This window comes from Actinosynnema sp. NPDC053489 (assembly GCF_044544865.1).
In the GTDB taxonomy this organism is placed as follows: Bacteria; Actinomycetota; Actinomycetes; order Mycobacteriales; family Pseudonocardiaceae; genus Actinosynnema.
This window is the reverse complement of record NZ_JBITXT010000008.1, coordinates 1-18860: the sequence shown is the minus strand read 5'-3', so window position 1 is coordinate 18860 and position 18860 is coordinate 1. Positions and strand designations below refer to the sequence as shown.

Genomic DNA, 18860 nt, shown 5'->3' with positions numbered 1-18860 from the left:
GGTGGGGAGCGCGGGGCCGTCGAGCAGGTCGTCACCCGCGCCGGCCGGCCACGGCAATGTGTCCGGGTTGTTAACGAGCATAGTCAGCGCCCGACCGGTGCTTGACACCCGGGTGCCGCGTTTCACCTGCTGGAACCCGGTACGCGCGTCCCACATGGACCGCGGCGCGCCGACCACGGCGTTCACCCGCCCGGTGGTCACCAGGGCTCGTCGAACTCGCCGTCCTTGACGCCGAGGATGAACGCCTCCCACTCGGCCGGGGTGAAGACCAGGACCGGGCCGTCCGGGTGCGCCGAGTTCCGCATCGCCGTGTACGTCACGCCGTCGGTGTGCTCGACGAACGCGATCTCGACGTGCTCCTCCTCGTCCTCCGCGCCCTCGTCGCTGCGGATCCACTCGGCTCCGCCGAGGTCGAGGTTGCCCCGGACGTGGGCCTTGTCGTCGTAGATGGGCGCGCTGTCGGTCATAGGGCCTAGGTATACCGGGGCCCGCGGTCGAAACCGCGGGCCCCGGTGAAAAAACCCCTGATCTTACGCCGTTTCGGTGATGGGGCGGTCGACCCAGGACATGAGGCCGCGCAGCTTCTTGCCGACCTCCTCGATCGGGTGCTGCTCGCCCTCCTGCTGCAACTTCTTGTAGTTGCCGCGGCCGGCGTCGTCCTCGTTCACCCACTCCGTGGCGAACGTGCCGTCCTGGATCTCGCCCAGGATCTTGCGCATCTCCTCCTTGACCGCCGGCGTGACCACGCGCGGGCCGCGGGTCAGGTCGCCGTACTCGGCGGTGTCGGAGATCGAGTAGCGCATGCGGGCGATGCCGCCCTCGTACATGAGGTCCACGATGAGCTTCAGCTCGTGCAGGCACTCGAAGTAGGCGACCTCGGGCGCGTAGCCCGCCTCGGTCAGCACCTCGAAACCGGCCTGCACCAGCGCGGACGCGCCACCGCAGAGGACCGCCTGCTCACCGAACAGGTCGGTCTCGGTCTCCTCCTTGAACGTCGTCTTGATGACGCCCGCGCGCGTGCCGCCGATGCCCTTGGCGTAGGACAGCGCGAGCGCCTGCGCGTTGCCGGAGGCGTCCTGCTCGACCGCGATCAGCGCGGGCACGCCCTTGCCGTCGACGAACTGGCGGCGCACCAGGTGGCCCGGGCCCTTCGGCGCGACCATCGCGACGTCCACGTTGGACGGGACGGTGATCAGGCCGTAGCGGATGTTGAACCCGTGGCCGAAGAAGACGGCGTCGCCGTCCTTCAGGTTCGGCGCGATGTCGTTGGCGTAGATGTGCCGCTGCGCGGTGTCCGGCGCCAGGATCATGATCAGGTCGGCCTCGGCGGAGACCTCGGCGGGGGTGCCGACCGGCAGGCCCTCCTCCTCGGCCTTGGCGCGGGACTTCGAGCCCTCGGGGAGGCCGATCCGGACGTCGACGCCGGAGTCGCGCAGGCTCAGCGCGTGGGCGTGGCCCTGGCTGCCGTAGCCGATGACCGCGACCTTGCGCCCCTGGATGATGCTCAGGTCGGCATCGTCGTCGTAGAAGATCTCGACGCTCACTGGTGGTACTTCCTTCCTCGGAACTGGAAAATCAGCGCACCGCGGTCGCGGTGATGGAGCGGGCGCCACGGCCGATGGCGACCATGCCGGACTGGACGATCTCGCGGAGCCCGTAGGGCTCCAGCATCCGCAGCAGCGCGTCGAGCTTCTCAGACGTGCCGGTGGCCTCGACGGTGACCGCCTCCGGGGAGACGTCGACGACCTTCGCGCGGAAGAGCTGCACCGTCTCGAGCACCTGGCTGCGCACCGTCGCGTCGGCGCGCACCTTGACGAGCAGGAGTTGCCGCTGGACCGACGCCGACGACTCCAGCTCCACGATCTTGATGACGTTGATGAGCTTGTTGAGCTGCTTGGTCACCTGCTCCAGCGGCAGCTCCTCGACCGAGACGACGATGGTCATCCGGGAGATGTCGGGGTGCTCGGTGCGGCCGACGGCCAGCGACTCGATGTTGAAGCCGCGCCGCGAGAACAGGCCCGCCACTCGCGCGAGGACACCGGGCTTGTCCTCGACCAGAACGCTCAGGGTGTGCCTCGTCATCACTCGTCCTCGTCGAACAGCGGGCGGATGCCCCGCGCGGCCATGATCTCGCTGTTGCCGGTGCCCGCGGCCACCATGGGCCACACCTGGGCGTCCTTGCCGACCACGAAGTCGATGACGACCGGCCGGTCGTTGATCCCCATGGCCTGCTCGATCACCGCGTCGACCTCCTCGCGCGACTCGGCGCGCAGGCCCGCGCAGCCCATCGCCTCGGCGAGCAGCTTGAAGTCGGGGATGCGGTGCTTGTGCGTGCCCAGGTCGGTGCTGGAGTAGCGCTCGCCGTAGAACAGGGTCTGCCACTGGCGGACCATGCCCAGGTTGCCGTTGTTGATGACGGCGACCTTGATCGGGATGCCCTCGATGGCGCAGGTGGCCAGCTCCTGGTTGGTCATCTGGAAGCAGCCGTCGCCGTCGATCGCCCACACCTGCACGTCGGGGACGCCGGCCTTGGCGCCCATCGCGGCGGGCACGGCGTAGCCCATCGTGCCGAGGCCGCCGGAGTTGATCCAGGTGCGCGGCCGCTCGTACTTCACGAACTGCGCGGCCCACATCTGGTGCTGGCCGACGCCCGCGGTGAACACCGTGTCGGGCGGGGTCAGCGCGCCGATCCGCTCGATGACGTACTGCGGCGACAGCGTGCCGTCCTCGGGCCAGTCGTAGCCCAGCGGGAACGTCTCGCGCAGCGCGTTGAGCTGGTCCCACCAGGGCGCGAGGTCGACCGCGCGGGTGGCGTTGGCCTTCTCGGCGCGGACGGCGTCGACCAGCTCGCCGATGATCTCCTTGCAGTCGCCGACGATCGGGACGTCCGCGCGGCGGTTCTTCGAGATCTCGGCCGGGTCGATGTCGGCGTGCACGACCTGGGCGTCCGGCGCGAACGTGGACAGCTGGCCGGTGACCCGGTCGTCGAACCGCGCGCCCAGGGCGATCAGCAGGTCCGCCTTCTGCATCGCGGCGACCGCGCCGACCGTGCCGTGCATGCCCGGCATGCCCAGGTGCAGGGGGTGGGAGTCGGGGAACGCGCCGCGCGCCATCAGCGTGGTCACCACCGGGATGCCGGTGGACTCGGCCAGCTCCAGCAGCTCGGCCGACGCGTCGGCCTTGATCACGCCACCGCCGACGTAGAGGACCGGGCGGCGGGCCGCGGCGATCAGCTTCGCGGCCTCGCGCACCTGCTTGCCGTGCGGCCGGGTCGTCGGCCGGTAACCGGGCAGGCGCAGCTCCGGCGGCCAGGAGAACGAGGTCGTCTCCTGGAGCACGTCCTTGGGGATGTCCACCAGGACGGGGCCGGGTCGGCCGGTGGCGGCCAGGTGGAACGCCTCGGCGACCGCGCGCGGGATGTCCGCCGCGTCGGTGACGAGGAAGTTGTGCTTGGTGATCGGCATCGTGATGCCGCAGATGTCCGCTTCCTGGAACGCGTCGGTGCCGATCAGCGGGCGGGACTGCTGGCCGGTGATGGCGACCACCGGGACGGAGTCCATGTTGGCGTCCGCCAGGGGCGTGACGAGGTTGGTCGCGCCGGGACCGGAGGTGGCCATGCAGACGCCGACCTTGCCGGTGGCCTGCGCGTAGCCGGTGGCGGCGTGGCCCGCGCCCTGCTCGTGGCGGACCAGGACGTGGCGCACCTTGGTGGAGTCGAGGAGGGGGTCGTAGGCAGGCAGGATCGTGCCGCCCGGAATGCCGAAGACCACCTCGCAGCCCACTGCCTCCAGCGAGCGGACGAGGGACTGGGCACCGGTCACGCGGATGGGAGCGCCGCTCGGCGGGGCCGGTTTCGGCCGCGGTCCAGGGCGGGGCGACGACGACTCTCCGGGAGCCGGTCGCGAGGTTGCGCTGGTCATCTGTCTGCCTCGTGGGTAAGGAGAATGCACGGTCCGGGCACGAAAAAACCCTCGCCAACCCGGACGGGTCGCACGAGGGTCGCGCGTCGACGCAAGCTCGAGTGCCTAGGCGTCGACGCGCCTGGGAAGTACGAGAACGAGGTTGCGCTGCATGGCGCTGACGTTAACCGTCAAGCACGTGGAGCGTCAACTGTGCGGGACGGCACTCCCGGATGGTGGAAGCCCCCACGTGCGCGCACCCGGGCCGGGGTCACCCGCTCGGAGGAGGAGGTGGCAGCATCGGGGACGTGCCGAAAGTCGTGTTCCGCATCCCCGCGCCCGCCCTGTTCGCCGCCGGCGCCGCGGCCGTCTGCGCGACGCCCGTCGCCTGGGCCGCGCCGGGGCTGCAGGCCCTCTACCTGCTGCCGGCGGCGTTCGCGTGGTGGGTCGTGCGCAACCGGACCACCGTGGACGACGAGCGGATCGTGGCGCGCGGCACGTTCGGCGAGCGGGTGGTGGCCTGGTCGGACCTGAAGGCGATCAAGGTGGTCCCGAAGGGGTGGTTGTCGGCGGTGCTCGCGGACGGCTCGCTGGTGCGGCTGCCCGCCGTCCGCGCCGCCCACCTGCCGATGTTGGCGCAGGTCAGCGGGGGTCGGGTGGCCGATCCGACGGCCGCGGCGACCGACCGGGACGCCGAGGACGGGGACGACGGACCTGACCCGGGCGCAACGCCGCCGCCCGTAGAGTCCGGGACGTGAGTTCGAACACGCGGACCCCCGGTCGGGTGCCCGCCGCCAGCCTCGCGCTGTCGCTGGCGGGCCTGGCGGTCTCGACCTACCTCACGATCGCGCACTTCGACGCGGGCGCGCTGCTGTGCGCCGAGGGCGAGGTCGTCGACTGCGGCACGGTCACCACCAGCGAGCAGTCGGAGCTGTTCGGCATCCCGGTCGCGGTGCTGGGCCTGGCCTTCTTCGCGTTCCTGACCGCGGTGTGCCTGCCGTTCGCGTGGCGCAGCCGGGCGCTGCACTGGGTGCGGCTGGCGGCGGTCGGCGTCGGCGTGCTGTTCGTGGTGTACCTGGTGGCCGCCGAGTTCCTCCTGATCGGGAAGGTCTGCCTGTGGTGCACGGCCGTGCACGTCATCACGCTCGCGCTGGCCGCCGTGCTGGTCTCCGGGGCGTTGCGGCGGAGTAACCTCTGAGGCACCGCCCCGACCTCCCGCGCCCCACCCCCCGCGCGCGTCGTTCGCGAATCTCCCGGCAAAGACTTCTGGAGGAGCCGTGCCACCGCTCCGTTCCCGCACCACCACCCACGGCCGCAACGCGGCGGGCGCCCGCGCGCTCTGGCGCGCGACCGGCATGACCGACGGCGACTTCGGCAAGCCGATCGTGGCCATCGCCAACTCCTACACGCAGTTCGTGCCGGGTCACGTGCACCTGCGCGACCTCGGGGACATCGTGGCCGAGGCGGTCCGCGAGGCGGGCGGCGTGCCGCGCGAGTTCCACACCATCGCGGTGGACGACGGCATCGCCATGGGCCACGGCGGGATGCTCTACTCGCTGCCCTCGCGCGAGATCATCGCCGACTCGGTCGAGTACATGGTCAACGCGCACCAGGCCGACGCGATCGTGTGCATCTCCAACTGCGACAAGATCACGCCCGGCATGCTCAACGCGGCGATGCGGCTCAACATCCCGGTCGTGTTCGTCTCCGGTGGACCGATGGAGGCGGGCAAGGCCGTCGTGGTGGACGGCGTCGCCGTCGCGCCGACCGACCTGATCACCGCGATCTCGGCCTCCGCCTCGCCGGACGTGGACGACGCGGGCCTCGCCGAGGTCGAGCGGTCGGCGTGCCCGACGTGCGGCTCGTGCTCGGGCATGTTCACCGCGAACTCGATGAACTGCCTCACCGAGGCGCTGGGCCTGGCGCTGCCCGGCAACGGGTCCACGCTGGCCACGCACGCCGCCCGCCGCGAGCTGTTCGCCGAGGCCGGCCGCACGGTGGTCGAGCTGTGCAAGCGCTACTACGAGCAGGACGACGAGTCGGTGCTGCCGCGCTCGATCGCCAACCGCCAGGCGTTCGAGAACGCCATGGCGCTGGACATGGCGATGGGCGGCTCCACGAACACCGTGCTGCACATCCTCGCCGCGGCGCAGGAGGGCGAGGTGGACTTCACCCTCGCCGACATCGACGCGCTGAGCAGGCGCGTGCCGTGCCTGGCGAAGGTGTCGCCGAACTCGGACTACCACATGGAGGACGTCCACCGGGCGGGCGGCATCCCGGCCCTGCTGGGCGAGCTGTGGCGGGCCGGCCTGCTCAACGAGGACGTGCGCACCGTGCACAGCCCCGACGTCGCCTCCTGGCTCGGCGCGTGGGACGTGCGGGCCGAGTCGCCGTCGCCGCGGGCGGTCGAGCTGTTCCACGCCGCGCCCGGCGGCGTGCGCACGACGCAGGCGTTCTCCACGTCGAACCGGTGGTCGAAGCTGGACACCGACGCGGCGGGCGGCTGCATCCGCGACGTCGAGCACGCCTACACCAGGGACGGCGGGCTGGCCGTGCTGTTCGGCAACCTGGCCGAGCGCGGCGCGGTGATCAAGGCCGCGGGCATCGACGAGGAGCTGTGGCGCTTCGAGGGCCCGGCGCGGGTGGTGGAGTCCCAGGAGGAGGCCGTCTCGGCGATCCTGAAGAAGGAGATCCAGCCCGGTGACGTCCTCGTGGTCCGCTACGAGGGCCCGAAGGGCGGGCCGGGCATGCAGGAGATGCTGCACCCGACCGCGTTCCTGAAGGGCGCCGGGCTGGGCCGGAAGTGCGCGCTGATCACCGACGGCCGGTTCTCCGGCGGCACGTCGGGGCTGTCGATCGGCCACGTCTCGCCGGAGGCGGCGGGCGGCGGCGCGATCGGCCTGGTCCAGAACGGCGACCGCATCCTGATCGACGTGCACGAGCGGCGCTTGGAGCTGCTGGTGGACGAGACCGTGCTGGCCGAGCGGCGGGCCAAGATGGAGGCCTCGGAGCGGCCGTGGCAGCCGGTCGACCGGGTCCGCCCGGTGACGGCGGCGCTGCGCGCGTACGCCCGGATGGCGACGGACGCGTCCACGGGCGCGGTGCGCGACGTGAACTCGGCCTGATCACCGCTGCCGCGCGGACGGGTGCCCGGTCGCCGTCCGCGCGGCGCCGGCCGGGTCAGCGGAAGACGTAGAGGGTGGCGGCGGTCGCGCCGGCGGCGACCACCAGGAAGACGAACCCGGACAGCAGCGGGTGGCGGAACCAGCCGCGGTTGTAGTCGAGCGCGGCCCGGCCGGGACCCGCGAACAGCGCCGCGAACGCCATCGCCGCGTACGCCGCCTCCAGCTCCACGCCGTTGGGCGCGAAGAACCCGCCCCGGTACTTCAGCGCGATGACGTTCGCCATCACGCCGAGCACCCCGGCCGCCGCGAGGGGCGTGAACAGGCCCAGGACGAGCAGCGCGCCGCCGCCCAGCTCGGTCACGCCGGTGACCCACGCCAGGACGCGCGGCTCGCGGAACCCGGCGGACTGCAGGTACCGGGTGAACCCGTCGATCCCCGGCCCGCCGAACAGGCCGAACACCTTCTGCAGGCCGTGCGCGACGAACGCGCCGCCCAGCGCCAGCCGCAGCACGAGCAGGCCGAGGTCGGGGCCCGCCGTCCAGCCGAAGGGCCTGCGCTCGTCGTCGGCGTCGTCGTAGTGGGCGGGCCGGTCCTCCAGGTCCGCGACCGGCGGGTACCCGGTGGTGTCGAAGGACTTGGTGCCCTTGCCGAACGCGTCGCCGCCCAACGGCCGCGTGCCGCCGTCGAAGTGGTGCACTCCTCCGCCCGGGTAGGGCCCGTCGTCGGAGTAGCCGCCCGATGCCCTCGAGCGGTCGTCGTGAGTAGCCACGAACCCGCACGTTAGGAGGTTCGGACGACCTCCGCGAGCGTCCGTTGAGCCGCGTGCATTCACCCGAACGGGTTAATAGTCGCCCTTGACGAGGTTCCTGGGCTGCTCGCCGCGCGCGAACCGGGCCACCTCCGCGGCCACGACGGCGTACGCGCGCTCGGCGTGGCCCGTGCAGCTGCCGGCCACGTGCGGCGTGAGGAACAGGCCGGGTGCCGTCCACAGCGGGTGGTCCGACGGCAGCGGCTCGGGCTCGGTCACGTCCAGCGCCGCGCGCAGCCGACCCGAGGTCAGCTCGGCCAGCAGCGCGTCGGTGTCGACCACCGCGCCGCGCGCCGCGTTGACCAGGACCGCGCCGTCCTTCATCCGGGAGAGGAACGCCGCGTCCACCAACCCGGTGGTCTCCTCGGTCAGCGGCACGACGACCAGCACCGCGTCGAACCCGCCCAGCAGCTCGGGCAGCTCGGCCACGCCGTGCACACCGGGCCGCGCCGTGCGGCCGACCAGGGTCGCGGTCGCGTCGAACGGCTCCAGCCTGCGCCGGAACTGCTCGCCGAGGTCGCCGGCGCCGACCACCAGCACCTCCTTGCCCTGCAACGTGTCGGTGAGGTGGTAGTCCCACCGCCGCTCCAGCCGGGCCCGCTCGAACACCGGGAAGTCGCGGTAGATCGCCAGCAGCGCGCCGATCGCCCACTCGGCCGTGCTGCCGCCGTGCGCGCCGCGGCACGTCGACAGCATCACCCCGTCGGGCACGGCGCCGACGAACCGCTCGGCGCCCGCCGACAGCAGCTGCACCAGCTCCAGCGACGGCAGCTGCGCGAACACCTCGCGCGGGTCGGTGCCGGAGAGGAACCTGGGCACCAGCACCCGCGCCGCCGCGGCCTCGGCGGGGAGCGGGCGCCCGGGCTCGTAGCGGACCGGGCGCACGCCCTCCACGTCGGACAGCACGCGCACGCCCAGCTCGTCGGGCACCAGAACGGTGAGGCTCACGGGTCGGCACGTTACGGCACACTGGCCGCCATGCGGGAGCACGACGTCTTCTCCGCGGACGGCACGCGGATCAGGTTGTGGCGCACGGACGCGGACGGGCCGGACGTGCTGCTCAGCCCCGGTCTGGGCGCCGTGCCCGCGGTGTGGCCGGCGCTGCCGTCGGCGCGCGTGCACACCTGGCACCACCGCGGCACGCTGGAGTCCGACCGGCCCGCCGACCCGTCCCGCGTCGAGGTGGCCGACCACGTGGCCGACGCGCTCGCCGTGCTGGACGACGCGGGCGTCGAGCGGTGCGTGGTCGTGGGCTGGTCGCTGGGCGTGACGGTGGCCGCGGAGCTGGCGCTGCGGCACCCGGACCGGGTCAGCGGCCTCATGCTGGTGGCCGGCGCGCCGGGCGACGCGTTCGCCGGGGTGCTCGGCGTTCCCGGCGTGCCCGAGCCGGTGCGGCGGCTGCTCGGCGTGGGCGGCGCGACCGCGTTGCGGGCCGCCGGGCCGCTGCTGGACGCCGTGCTGCACCGCGTGCCGCTGCCCGACATCGGCGGGCCGCTGGTCGGGTCGCTGCGCCGCTACCTGCGGCACGACTGGCGCTGGTACTTCACCCTGGCCCTGGCGCTGGGCCGGACGCCCCGGCTGGACCTGACCGGCGTGACGTGCCCCACCACGGTGCTGGCCGGGCGGTACGACCTCCTGGCCTCGGTGGCGGGCGTGCTGGGCGCCGTCGCCGCCCTCCCGCAGGCCCGCGTCCGGGTGCTGCCGAACACGCACTTCCTGCCGCTGGAGGACCCGCGGGTGGTGGTGGACGAGCTGGACCTGCTGCTCGACCGGGCGGACGCCGTGCGCCGGGCGGTGCACCAGGACGTGGAAGGGCCGCTCACCCCGCGTTCACGGCCGCGCGCTTAACCTGGGAGGCGTGTCACGACTGCGTGGAGTGCTGATCGGGTCCGCCCTCGGCCTGCTGGCCGCGGGCTGCGCGAGCTTCCCCGAGCAGCCGGGACCGGCGGGGTGGAGCGCCGCCCAGCAGTTGACGCCGCAGGCGGGGCCGGTGCCCGAGCTGCCCGGCGAGCTGCCGAAGGGCCCGTCCCAGGGCCAGTCGCCCGGTCAGCAGCCGTCGGCCGTGCCGCCGCCGCAGGGCTGCAAGGACTTCAACCCGGCCGTGGTGGGCACGTGCCTGAGCCCGATCTCCGGCGTGGCGCTGACCGACGTGAACCAGACCACCGGCGCGGTGACGGCGCTGGCCACCGAGCGCACCACCGGTCGGCTGCTCAAGGTGACCAAGGACGTCGACCCGGTCGAGGTGGCGAGGTTCGAGGTGGACGCGGCCGGTGACGGCGGGCTCACCGGGCTCACGCTGTCGCCGACGTACCCCGAGGACCAGCTCGTCTACGTGTACGCGACCACGGCGACCGACAACCGGGTGCTGCGGCTCGCGCCGGGCGACGTGCCCAAGCCGGTGCTGACCGGCATCCCGAAGGGCCCGACGGGCAACCGCGGCGCGCTCGCCCACGACCGCACCGGCGCGTTGCTGGTGGCGACCGGCGACGCGGGCAACCCGGCGGCGGCGGCCGACCCGGACTCGCTGGCCGGGAAGGTGCTGCGGATCGACGGCACGGGCCAGCCCGCGCGCGGCAACCCGACGGCGGGCTCGCGGGTGCTGGCGAGCGGGCTGCGCTCGCCGGCCGGGCTGTGCGTGTCCGGCGACGGCTCCAAGACGTGGGTGACGGACGCGGGCACGACGGCGGACGTGCTGTACCGGGTGCAGCCCGGCCGGGCGGTGGGCGACCCGGCGTGGTCGTGGCCCGAGCGGCCGGGGGTCGGCGGCTGCGCGTCGTTCTCGAACGCGGTGATGGTCGCCGCGAGCGCGACCGGCGGCGCGCTGAACCTGCCGATGAACCCGGACGGCGGCTTCACCGGCAAGCCGGAGGCGAGCCTGACCGGCGAGGACGGCTTCGGCCGCCTCGGCCCGCTGGTGATGCTGGACGACACGACCGCGCTGGCGGGCACGGTGAACAAGGCCCCGGGCGGCGCGCCGGTCTCCAGCGACGACCGAGTGGTGATCATCGTGCGGGACAGCGCGAGCGGCGGCAGCAAGGACTGACCCCGGGGTGCCGCGGTCCGGTGGGTGGCGTCCGCGACCTGCCGGCACCGCGGTCGAGCGGCTGGTCGGCGCCTACCCGGAGCCGAGGCAGACGAACGGGCGGCGCAACGGGTCCGCCGCGACCGCCTCGGCCAGCGCCACCGCGGGCGACGCGCCGCCTGCGAGGATGCGGTGGAAGTCGGCCATCGCCGCCGCCGACGGCTCGTCGCCGACCCGGCTGGACGCGGCGATCACGGTCCGCGCGCCGCCGGCGAGCAGCGCCCCCGCGAAGCCCAGCGGCTCGTCACCGGGCCGCACCCGGTTGAGCGCCAACTCGCACGCGGCCAGCACGACCCGGTGCGGCGGGCGGCGGACCCGGCCCACCTCGTGGGCGAACAGCGCGCCGTCCACCAGTTCGAGGCGCGAGAACAGCGCGTTCTCCGGCTCGTGCTCGCCGTGCGCGGCGATGTGCGCCAGCTCGACGCCGTCCAGCGCCTCCAGCACCGCGCCGACCCGGGCCTCCGTCACGCCGAGCAGCTTCGCGTCGTCGTGGTAGCCCGCGAGGCGGTCGATCTCGCCCTGCGCCGCCTGCAACCCAGGACCGCGCACGAGCAGCACGCCGTCGGCGGAGTCGGTCTCCCGGCTGATCGCGGACACCCAGGCGGTGGCCGACGGCACCGCCGTCGTCGGCCGGTTCGCGCACGTCGGCAGGACGCCCCACGGCACCACGTACAGCGCGCCGGTCGGCACCACCACCAGCGGCCGGTCGCCGATCACCGGCGCGAGCGGGCGCAGCAGCAGCCGGTCGAGCTTCTCCGCCTCGCGGCGCGCGGAGGCCGAGATGACCTGCGCCAGCGGCGGCGGCAGGTGGTCGGGCGCGAGCGCGTTGAGGTCGGCGTGCAGGCGGCGGGCGCCCTCGGTCGCGTCGGCGGCCGACCCGAGCCGCGCCATGCGCACCCGGTCGCCCGCGAACACCACGGCGACCAACTCGTCACCGGACACGGCGTAGCTCACCAGCGCCCGCCCGCGCAGCCGGGCGAGCACCTCGTCCGGCGTGACGACCGGGCGGGGCGTGCCCCACGGGCTCGCGCTCCAGCCCATCCGGGTGGCCGCGCGCTGCCCGGCCTTGAGCCGCGACTCCAGCTCCGCGGTCGGCAGCCCGTCGAGGCGCGCCCGCAGCAGGGCGCGGCTGAGCCTGCGCACCTCGGTGATCCGCTCGGCCAGCTCCGAGTCCACGGTGGACTCCACCGGGTCGTACCGGTACAGCTGCGCCCTGGTGCGCTCCAGCCAGGTGAACAGGCGCTTGGCGTTGGCCGTCGAGTCCCGGCCGCCCAGCACCAGCCGCACGGCCAGTTCACCCAGCTCGCGGCCGTGCACCGCGGTGCCGGACACCAGTTCCAGCCCGCCGAGCCGGTCCCGCATCCGGCCCAGCTCCGCGAGGCCGGCCTTGGCCTGCGCCAGCGCCACCCGCTCGTTGCCGCGGGCCAGCGCCAGCTCCGCCCGGCACAGCCGCAGCAGCATCCGGTGGTCGATCGGCGCGATCCGGCGCGACTTGGGCACGCTGCGCAGCAGCTCCGCGCCCCGGTCCGGGTCACCGCGGCGGATCTCCAGCCGGGCCGCCAGCACCAGCGCGAACGCGGCCTGGTCGACCAGCTTGAGGCCGGCCAGCTCGTCCGACAGCGCGATCGCCCGCCGCACCACCCCGGCGACCGACCGCTGCGGACCCCGCGCGCGCACCGCGTCGACCCGCAACGCGATCAACCCCGCGACCGCCGCCCACGCCGGGCTGCCGCGCCGGACCAGCTTGCGCTGCGCCGAGGTCGCCGTGCGCCGGGCCAGCACGAGGTCGCCGTCCTGCAACGCCGCCGCCGCGCGGAACAGCTCCGCCTCGGCGACGTCCTGCCCGATGCGCTGGCGGCGCAGCTCCGGCAGCACCTCGTCCAGCAGCCTGCCCGCCTCGTCGGCCAGCCCGACGCTGATCATCGCCTCGGCCTGGTCGATGCGCAGCCGCAGCAGCAGACCCGGTTCGAGGTCCTGGAACGCCCGGTTGGCCTCGTGGTAGTGCCGCAGGGCGGCCGGGATGTCGCCCGCGCGCTGCACGGCGTTGCCCAGCGCGTGCTTGGCGATCGCGGCCCGCAGCGGCAGGTCGTGCGCGTCGGCCAGCTCGACGGCGCGGTTCAGGTCGCGGACGGCCTTGTCGTGCCGGTGCACCTCGCCGTGCGCGTTGCCCCGGTTCGACAGGGCCAGCGCGAGCAGGTCGACGGCCTCCGGGTCGCCGTGCGCGGGCAGCCGGCGCTCGCTGCGCTCGATCTCCCGGTCCAGCTGGGCGATGCCCTCGTCGATGCGGCCCACCCGGCACAGCAGGGCGGCGCGGTTGAGGTTGACGAGCGTGGACAGGTGGGCCCGCAGCGCCTCGTCGCGCAGCCCGGCCAGCTCGGAGTCCACGCCCGCGAGCTGGGTGAGGCCGTCGTCCACCTTGCCGGTCTCGGCGAGGCAGAAGGCGAGCGTGTTGCGCAGCCGGGTGCGGACCTCCAGCCGTTCCTGCGGGTCGATGCCGGGCTTCTCCAGCAGCGCCAGGCCGCGGCGCATCTGCCGGATCGCCGCCGGGTGGCGGTCGGCGGTGGCCGCGTCACGCGCGCTGCGGTGCAGCTCCCGGGCCAGTCGGACCGCGTGTTCCGGTCCGGAGGGGCCACGCGTTTCGCCAGGCACGATCATATGAGATCACAGCGGCGAGCCGAATGCCGCCGGCCCGTTGGCCGACGGCATTCAGCGTGACGTCACCGTGATTTTCGGCGACCGGTTTCAGTTCGCCTGGGTGGCCGCGACCGGTTCGTCGGTGGTCGGCTTGTACGGGCCGCCGTTGGTCTGCGGGTCACCGGTCGGCTTGTACGGGCCGCCCATGGGCCGGACCAGCCGCTCGACCTCGGGGTCGTCGGTGGTGGGCTTGTACGGGCCGCCGGTCGGCTCCAGGCCGCCGACGTCGACCAGGTCGAGGTCGGTGGGCCCGGTCTCGACCACGCCCTCGGCGATGGCGTCGATCTCGGCGACGAGCTTCGGGTCGGTGTGGGTCATGGCGTTGCCTCCCCTACAACGGGACCCCTGTCCGGGTGTCCTCGGCGGGTGTTCCTGGTGGTTCGAGTCGGTTCGGCGGCCCCCCGGCCTCTGCCGAACGGGCCCAAGCCTTACACAGATGGACGCACCTGGGGAGGAGTGAATTTACTCAGAGCTACTGACGGGCCGTTCCGGCGTCTCGCTGACCAGCACGGGAGGGGTACCGCCGAAAGTGTTACCACTCGAATGGGGGAACGTGTTAACAGGCTGCAGGCACTCGGGCCCCGCATTTCAGCGACTTCACGCGGCCCGTCCGACGTGGAATACCACCCGGTCCATTTCCCGTTCGGACACGAACGGTCCCGAAATGGTGACCAACGGTGGCGGGGCCGCGATCGCGCGACCCCGCCACCCGGCACCTACGAGCAGCGCGCGATGACCAGCTCGCGCACGCGCTTGGCGTCCGCCTGGCCCTGCGTCGCCTTCATCACCGCGCCGACGATCGCACCCGCCGCGGCCACCTTGCCGTCGCGGATCTTCGCCGCCACGTCCGGCTGCGCGGCCAGCGCCTCGTCCACGGCCTTCTCCAGCGCCGAGTCGTCGGAGACGACCTTCAGGCCGCGCGCCTCCACGACCGCCTCGGGCTCGCCCTCGCCGTCCAGCACGCCGGTGACGACCTCGCGCGCCAGCTTGTTGGTCAGCTCACCGGCGTTCACCAGGGCGATGACCCGCGCGATCTGCGCAGGCGTGATGCCCAGCTCGGCCAGCTCGACGCCCCTGGCGTTGGCCTCCTTGGTCAGGTACGCCACCCACCAGGACCGGGCCTCGGCGGGCGTCGCGCCCGCCTCCACCGTGGCCGTCACCAGGTCCACCGCGCCCGCGTTGACCAGGTCGCGCAGCTCGGCGTCGGTCAGCGACCACTCCTGCTGCACCCGCTTGCGGCGCTCCCACGGCAGCTCCGGCAGCGTGCCGCGCAGCTCCTCCACCCACTCGCGCGACGGCGCGATGGGCACCAGGTCCGGCTCCGGGAAGTACCGGTAGTCCTCCGCGGTCTCCTTCGTGCGGCCCGACGAGGTGGAGCCCGTCGACTCGTCGAAGTGCCGGGTCTCCTGCGTGACCGTGCCGCCCGAGGCGAGCACCGCCGCCTGGCGGGTCATCTCGAACCGCACCGCCCGCTCGACGCTGCGCAGCGAGTTCACGTTCTTGGTCTCGGTGCGCGTGCCGAACTCGGTCGCGCCCTTGGCCATCAGCGACACGTTCGCGTCGCAGCGCAGCGAGCCCTGGTCCATCCGCACGTCCGACACGTCGAGCGCCTTGAGCAGGTCGCGCAGCGCCGTGACGTAGGCCCGCGCCACCTCGGGCGCGCGCTCGCCGGTGCCCGTGATCGGCTTGGTGACGATCTCGATCAGCGGCACGCCGGCGCGGTTGTAGTCGAGCAGCGAGTGCTCCGCGCCGTGGATGCGACCGGTCGCGCCGCCCACGTGCAGCGACTTGCCGGTGTCCTCCTCCATGTGCGCGCGCTCGATCTCGACCCGGAACAGCGAGCCGTCGTCCAGCGTCACGTCGAGGTGGCCGTTGAACGCGATCGGCTCGTCGTACTGCGAGGTCTGGAAGTTCTTCGGCATGTCCGGGTAGAAGTAGTTCTTCCGGGCGAACCGGCACCACTCGGCGATCTCGCAGTTGAGCGCCAACCCGATCCGGATCGCCGACTCCACCGCCTTGCCGTTGACCGCGGGCAGCGCGCCGGGCAGGCCGAGGCACGTCGGGCAGACCTGCGTGTTCGGCTCGCCGCCGAAGGCGTTCGCGCACCCGCAGAACATCTTGGTGCTGGTGTGCAGCTCGACGTGCACCTCGAGCCCGAGCACCGGGTCGAAGCGCTCGACGACCTCGGCGTAGTCCATCAGCTCGTGCACCGACGTCATGCTTTACCGCCCTTCCGCAGACCCCGTGCGGCCAGCGCCGCGCCGGTGATCGCCACCACGATGCCCGCCGCCGCGTTGACCAGGGCCAGCTTGTCGTTCCTGCCCCGAGCCGACTTCAACGTGGAGAACGCGCTGGTGGCCGCGCCGGCGGCCCCGACCAGCGCGAGGATCGTCCGAGCCTTCCTCATCGCGCCGCACCCGCCAACTGCGGCACGCCGCTGATCACGGGCGCGCCCAGGGCCGCGTCCCGCGCCACCTCGTACGCCGCCGCCACCCGGTACATCCGGTGGTCCTGCAGCGCGGGCGCCATGATCTGCAGCCCCACCGGCAGGCCGTCCTCGTCGGACAGTCCACTCGGGACGCTCATGGCCGCGTTGCCCGCCAGGTTCGCCGGGATCGTGCACAGGTCGGCCTTGTACATCGCGATCGGGTCGTCCGTGCGCTCGCCGATCCGGAACGCGGTGGTCGGCGTGGTCGGCGAGACCAGCACGTCCACGGTGGCGAACGCGGCCTCGAAGTCGCGGCTGATCAGCGTGCGGACCTTCTGCGCCGAGCCGTAGTAGGCGTCGTAGTAGCCCGACGACAGCGCGTACGTGCCGATCATGATCCGGCGCTTCACCTCGGGGCCGAACCCGGCCTCGCGGGTCAGCGACATGACCTCCTCGGCGCTGCGGGTGCCGTCGTCGCCCACGCGGATGCCGTACCGCATCGCGTCGAACCGGGCCAGGTTGGACGACGCCTCGCTGGGCGCGATCAGGTAGTACGCGGGCAGCGCGTAGTCGAAGCTCGGGCACGAGACCTCGACGACCTCCGCGCCCAGCTGCTTGAGCTGCGCCACGGCCGCCTCGAAGCTGCGCAGCACGCCCGGCTGGTAGCCCTCGCCGCTGAACTGCGTGACCACGCCGACGCGGACGCCGGACAGGTCGCCGTTCGCGCCCTCGCGCGCGGCGGCCACCACCGGCGGCACCGGCGCGTCGATCGAGGTGGAGTCCATCGGGTCGTACCCGGCGATGACCTCGTGCAGCAGGGCCGCGTCCAGCACCGTGCGGGCGCACGGGCCGGCCTGGTCCAGCGACGACGAGAACGCCACCAGCCCGTACCGGGAGACGCCGCCGTAGGTCGGCTTCACGCCGACCGTGCCGGTGACCGCGCCGGGCTGGCGGATCGAGCCGCCGGTGTCGGTGCCGATCGACAGCGGGGCCTCGAACGCGGCCAGCGCCGCCGCCGAGCCACCGCCCGAGCCGCCCGGGATGCGGTCCAGGTCCCACGGGTTGCGGGTCGGGCCGTAGGCCGAGTTCTCGGTGGAGGAGCCCATCGCGAACTCGTCCATGTTGGTCTTGCCGAGGATCACGACGCCGGCTTCCTTGAGCCGGCGGGTGACCGTGGCGTCGTAGGGCGGCACCCAGCCCTCGAGGATCTTCGAGCCGACCGTGGTCGGCACGCCCTCGGTGGTGAGCACGTCCTTGAGCGCGACCGGCACGCCGGCCAGCGGGCCCGGCGTGGCGCCGGCGGCCAGGTCGGCGTCGACCTTGCGGGCGGCTTCGAGCGCGCCCTCGGTGTCGACGTGCAGGAACGCGTTGACCGAGCCGTCGACCTCGGCGATGCGGTCGAGGTGGGCCTGCGCGACCTCGACGGCGGAGACCTCGCGGCTCGCGATCTTGGCGGCGAGCTCGGCGGCGGTGCCGCGGATCAGACTGTTCATGATTCCGCCTCCGCGCGGAAGGTAACGTCGGCGGTCATGCTTCCTCCCCGAGGATGCGGGGCACGCGGAAGCGGCCGTCCTCGGCCGCGGGGGCGCCCGCGAGCGCCTGCTGCTGACCGAGGCTGGGACGCACCACGTCCTCGCGGAACACGTTGGTCAGCGGAACGGCGTGCGAAGTGGGCGGGATGTCCGCGGTGGCGATGTCGCCCACCGTGGCCACCGACTGCAGGATCACGTCCAACTGGCCGGCGAACAGGTCCAGCTCGTCGTCGGTGACGGCGAGCCTCGCCAGGCGGGCCAGGTGCGCGACCTCGTCGCGGGAGATGCTGGGCACCTCGTCAACCCCCGTGGGTCGGTTTTCGGATTTTGGACCTGCCGAGTCTATTGGCTGGTCAGGCCGACCTCCGACCGGGTTACCCGCGCCCGCGCGCGGGGGTGCGCGATTTTACCCGCGCGCAACGCGGCCAGTGGGTCGGAAAGCGAAGCTGCGTCTGCGAGAATCATCGACCGGCGAGTTCCCAGCTCGGCGCTCCACCACAGACCTCGGAGGCGTGCACCGTGTCCTTCCTGATCCGGGTCCAGCTCCCGGACCGTCCCGGCACCCTGGGCGCGGTCGCCTCCGCGCTCGGCGAGATCGGGGCCGACATCCTCAGCGTGGACGTGGTGGAGCGCGGGTCCGGCCTGGCCATCGACGACCTGGTGGTCGAGCTGCCGTCCGGGCGGCTGCCGGACGTGCTGATCACGGCGGCGGAGTCCATCGAGGGCGTCGAGGTGGACGCGGTCCGGCCGTACGCGGGTGTGCTGGACACCCACCGCGAGCTGGAGCTGGTGGAGGAGGTCGCCGAGGAGCCCGGGCGGGGGCTCGCGGTGTTCACCGAGGGCGTGCCGAAGATCATCCGGGCGGGCTGGGCGGTGGTCGTGTCGTGGGACGGCGCCACCGTGCACCGGCTGACCTCGTCCGCCGCCGCGCCGGAGACGAAGCTGCGCACCCCGCCGTGGCTGCCGCTGGCCCGGGCGACCGTCCTGGACGGCGAGGACGAGTGGGTCCCCGAGACGTGGCGGGAGCTGGGCACCGAACTGGCCGCCACCCCGCTGGGCAAGCCGGACCGCGTCCTGCTGGTGGGCCGCCCGGGCGGCCCGATGTTCCGCGCCGCCGAAGTCGCCCGCCTGGCCCACCTGGCCGGCATCGTCTCCGTCGTCCTCCCCGACTGACCCGAGAGTCCTACGTCCAAGCGTCGAGAGTCCTAGGGTGTTATTCAGAAGGTTGATCTTGGGGTGGTAGCGCAACAGCCCCGTCTGGGTAGGGTCGGTTTCCTCTCACAGAAGCTGAC

The 18860-nt window shown here is 73.2% G+C and carries 18 protein-coding genes; 6 read left to right on the top strand and 12 right to left on the bottom strand.

What is annotated here, in order from left to right; all coding sequences use genetic code 11:
- Positions 1-197: 197 nt before the first annotated feature.
- The 4 genes from ACIGNX_RS19630 to ACIGNX_RS19615 form a co-directional block, all read right to left on the bottom strand.
- The gene (locus ACIGNX_RS19630; protein WP_396541985.1) at positions 198-467 is read right to left on the bottom strand and encodes a DUF397 domain-containing protein; all 270 of its coding nucleotides are present in this window, start codon (positions 465-467) and stop codon (positions 198-200) included.
- Between the two features lie 63 nt (positions 468-530).
- Entirely contained in the window at positions 531-1544 is a 1014-nt protein-coding gene (gene ilvC / locus ACIGNX_RS19625; protein ID WP_073891639.1) for a ketol-acid reductoisomerase, read from the bottom strand.
- 31 nt (positions 1545-1575) lie between these two features.
- Positions 1576-2082, bottom strand: coding sequence for an acetolactate synthase small subunit (ilvN, locus tag ACIGNX_RS19620; RefSeq protein WP_396541983.1), 507 nt, complete (start codon positions 2080-2082; stop codon positions 1576-1578).
- Positions 2082-3920 (bottom strand): acetolactate synthase large subunit, encoded by a 1839-nt coding sequence (locus tag ACIGNX_RS19615; RefSeq protein ID WP_396541981.1) that lies wholly within the window; start codon positions 3918-3920, stop codon positions 2082-2084. Before ACIGNX_RS19615 ends, ilvN begins: the two co-directional genes overlap by 1 nt.
- A gap of 287 nt (positions 3921-4207) precedes the next feature.
- On the opposite strand from ACIGNX_RS19615, the gene ACIGNX_RS19610 reads away from it, so the two are divergent.
- The 3 genes from ACIGNX_RS19610 to ilvD all read left to right on the top strand — a co-directional run bounded on the left by ACIGNX_RS19610 (position 4208) and on the right by ilvD (position 7024).
- Positions 4208-4657, top strand: a complete 450-nt coding sequence (locus tag ACIGNX_RS19610; RefSeq protein ID WP_396541979.1) for a PH domain-containing protein — start codon at positions 4208-4210, stop codon at positions 4655-4657.
- Positions 4654-5097 carry a vitamin K epoxide reductase family protein gene (locus ACIGNX_RS19605; protein ID WP_396541977.1) on the top strand — a complete coding sequence of 148 codons (444 nt, stop codon included), beginning with the start codon at positions 4654-4656 and terminating at the stop codon, positions 5095-5097. Before ACIGNX_RS19610 ends, ACIGNX_RS19605 begins: the two co-directional genes overlap by 4 nt.
- Before the next feature lie 79 nt (positions 5098-5176).
- The gene (gene ilvD, locus ACIGNX_RS19600; RefSeq protein ID WP_396541975.1) at positions 5177-7024 is read left to right on the top strand and encodes a dihydroxy-acid dehydratase; all 1848 of its coding nucleotides are present in this window, start codon (positions 5177-5179) and stop codon (positions 7022-7024) included.
- Between the two features lie 55 nt (positions 7025-7079).
- On the opposite strand, the gene ACIGNX_RS19595 is transcribed toward ilvD, so the two are convergent.
- Positions 7080-7793 carry a DoxX family protein gene (locus ACIGNX_RS19595; protein ID WP_396541973.1) on the bottom strand — a complete coding sequence of 238 codons (714 nt, stop codon included), beginning with the start codon at positions 7791-7793 and terminating at the stop codon, positions 7080-7082.
- A 72-nt stretch (positions 7794-7865) separates the two neighbouring features.
- The gene (locus tag ACIGNX_RS19590) at positions 7866-8780 is read right to left on the bottom strand and encodes a 2-hydroxyacid dehydrogenase (RefSeq protein ID WP_396541971.1); all 915 of its coding nucleotides are present in this window, start codon (positions 8778-8780) and stop codon (positions 7866-7868) included.
- Between the two features lie 30 nt (positions 8781-8810).
- Here ACIGNX_RS19590 and ACIGNX_RS19585 point away from each other — a divergent pair, with 30 nt between their 5' ends.
- Positions 8811-9680 (top strand): alpha/beta fold hydrolase, encoded by an 870-nt coding sequence (locus ACIGNX_RS19585; RefSeq protein WP_396541969.1) that lies wholly within the window; start codon positions 8811-8813, stop codon positions 9678-9680.
- 10 nt (positions 9681-9690) lie between these two features.
- Complete coding sequence (locus ACIGNX_RS19580) at positions 9691-10875, top strand: PQQ-dependent sugar dehydrogenase (RefSeq protein WP_396541967.1); 1185 nt, start codon at positions 9691-9693, stop codon at positions 10873-10875.
- Between the two features lie 72 nt (positions 10876-10947).
- On the opposite strand, the gene ACIGNX_RS19575 is transcribed toward ACIGNX_RS19580, so the two are convergent.
- From ACIGNX_RS19575 to gatC, 6 genes are all read right to left on the bottom strand, one after another.
- Complete coding sequence (locus ACIGNX_RS19575) at positions 10948-13569, bottom strand: CHAT domain-containing protein (protein ID WP_396541965.1); 2622 nt, start codon at positions 13567-13569, stop codon at positions 10948-10950.
- 87 nt (positions 13570-13656) lie between these two features.
- A complete protein-coding gene (locus tag ACIGNX_RS19570) occupies positions 13657-13926 on the bottom strand; it encodes a hypothetical protein (RefSeq protein WP_396541963.1) in 270 nt (89 codons plus the stop codon).
- 398 nt (positions 13927-14324) lie between these two features.
- Positions 14325-15827, bottom strand: coding sequence for an Asp-tRNA(Asn)/Glu-tRNA(Gln) amidotransferase subunit GatB (gene gatB, locus ACIGNX_RS19565; protein ID WP_396541961.1), 1503 nt, complete (start codon positions 15825-15827; stop codon positions 14325-14327).
- Positions 15824-16015 (bottom strand): hypothetical protein, encoded by a 192-nt coding sequence (locus ACIGNX_RS19560; RefSeq protein WP_396541959.1) that lies wholly within the window; start codon positions 16013-16015, stop codon positions 15824-15826. The genes gatB and ACIGNX_RS19560 overlap by 4 nt, the downstream gene beginning before the upstream one ends.
- A complete protein-coding gene (gene gatA, locus ACIGNX_RS19555) occupies positions 16012-17529 on the bottom strand; it encodes an Asp-tRNA(Asn)/Glu-tRNA(Gln) amidotransferase subunit GatA (protein WP_396541957.1) in 1518 nt (505 codons plus the stop codon). Before gatA ends, ACIGNX_RS19560 begins: the two co-directional genes overlap by 4 nt.
- Before the next feature lie 34 nt (positions 17530-17563).
- On the bottom strand, positions 17564-17863 hold the full coding sequence (gatC, locus tag ACIGNX_RS19550) for an Asp-tRNA(Asn)/Glu-tRNA(Gln) amidotransferase subunit GatC (protein WP_015104569.1): 300 nt from the start codon (positions 17861-17863) through the stop codon (positions 17564-17566).
- A gap of 224 nt (positions 17864-18087) precedes the next feature.
- Here gatC and ACIGNX_RS19545 point away from each other — a divergent pair, with 224 nt between their 5' ends.
- Entirely contained in the window at positions 18088-18741 is a 654-nt protein-coding gene (locus tag ACIGNX_RS19545; protein ID WP_396541954.1) for an ACT domain-containing protein, read from the top strand.
- Positions 18742-18860 lie beyond the last annotated feature (119 nt).

Excerpts from the sequence above, each read along its gene's own strand:
- ACIGNX_RS19570 (WP_396541963.1), bottom strand. The coding sequence starts at position 13,926 with ATGACCCACACCGACCCGAAGCTCGTCGCCGAGATCGACGCCATCGCC.
- ACIGNX_RS19630 (WP_396541985.1), bottom strand. The coding sequence starts at position 467 with ATGACCGACAGCGCGCCCATCTACGACGACAAGGCCCACGTCCGGGGC.
- ACIGNX_RS19560 (WP_396541959.1), bottom strand. The coding sequence starts at position 16,015 with ATGAGGAAGGCTCGGACGATCCTCGCGCTGGTCGGGGCCGCCGGCGCG.
- ilvN (WP_396541983.1), bottom strand. The coding sequence starts at position 2,082 with ATGACGAGGCACACCCTGAGCGTTCTGGTCGAGGACAAGCCCGGTGTC.
- ACIGNX_RS19575 (WP_396541965.1), bottom strand. The coding sequence starts at position 13,569 with ATGATCGTGCCTGGCGAAACGCGTGGCCCCTCCGGACCGGAACACGCG.
- gatB (WP_396541961.1), bottom strand. The coding sequence starts at position 15,827 with ATGACGTCGGTGCACGAGCTGATGGACTACGCCGAGGTCGTCGAGCGC.
- gatA (WP_396541957.1), bottom strand. The coding sequence starts at position 17,529 with ATGAACAGTCTGATCCGCGGCACCGCCGCCGAGCTCGCCGCCAAGATC.
- ACIGNX_RS19615 (WP_396541981.1), bottom strand. The coding sequence starts at position 3,920 with ATGACCAGCGCAACCTCGCGACCGGCTCCCGGAGAGTCGTCGTCGCCC.
- ACIGNX_RS19585 (WP_396541969.1), top strand. The coding sequence starts at position 8,811 with ATGCGGGAGCACGACGTCTTCTCCGCGGACGGCACGCGGATCAGGTTG.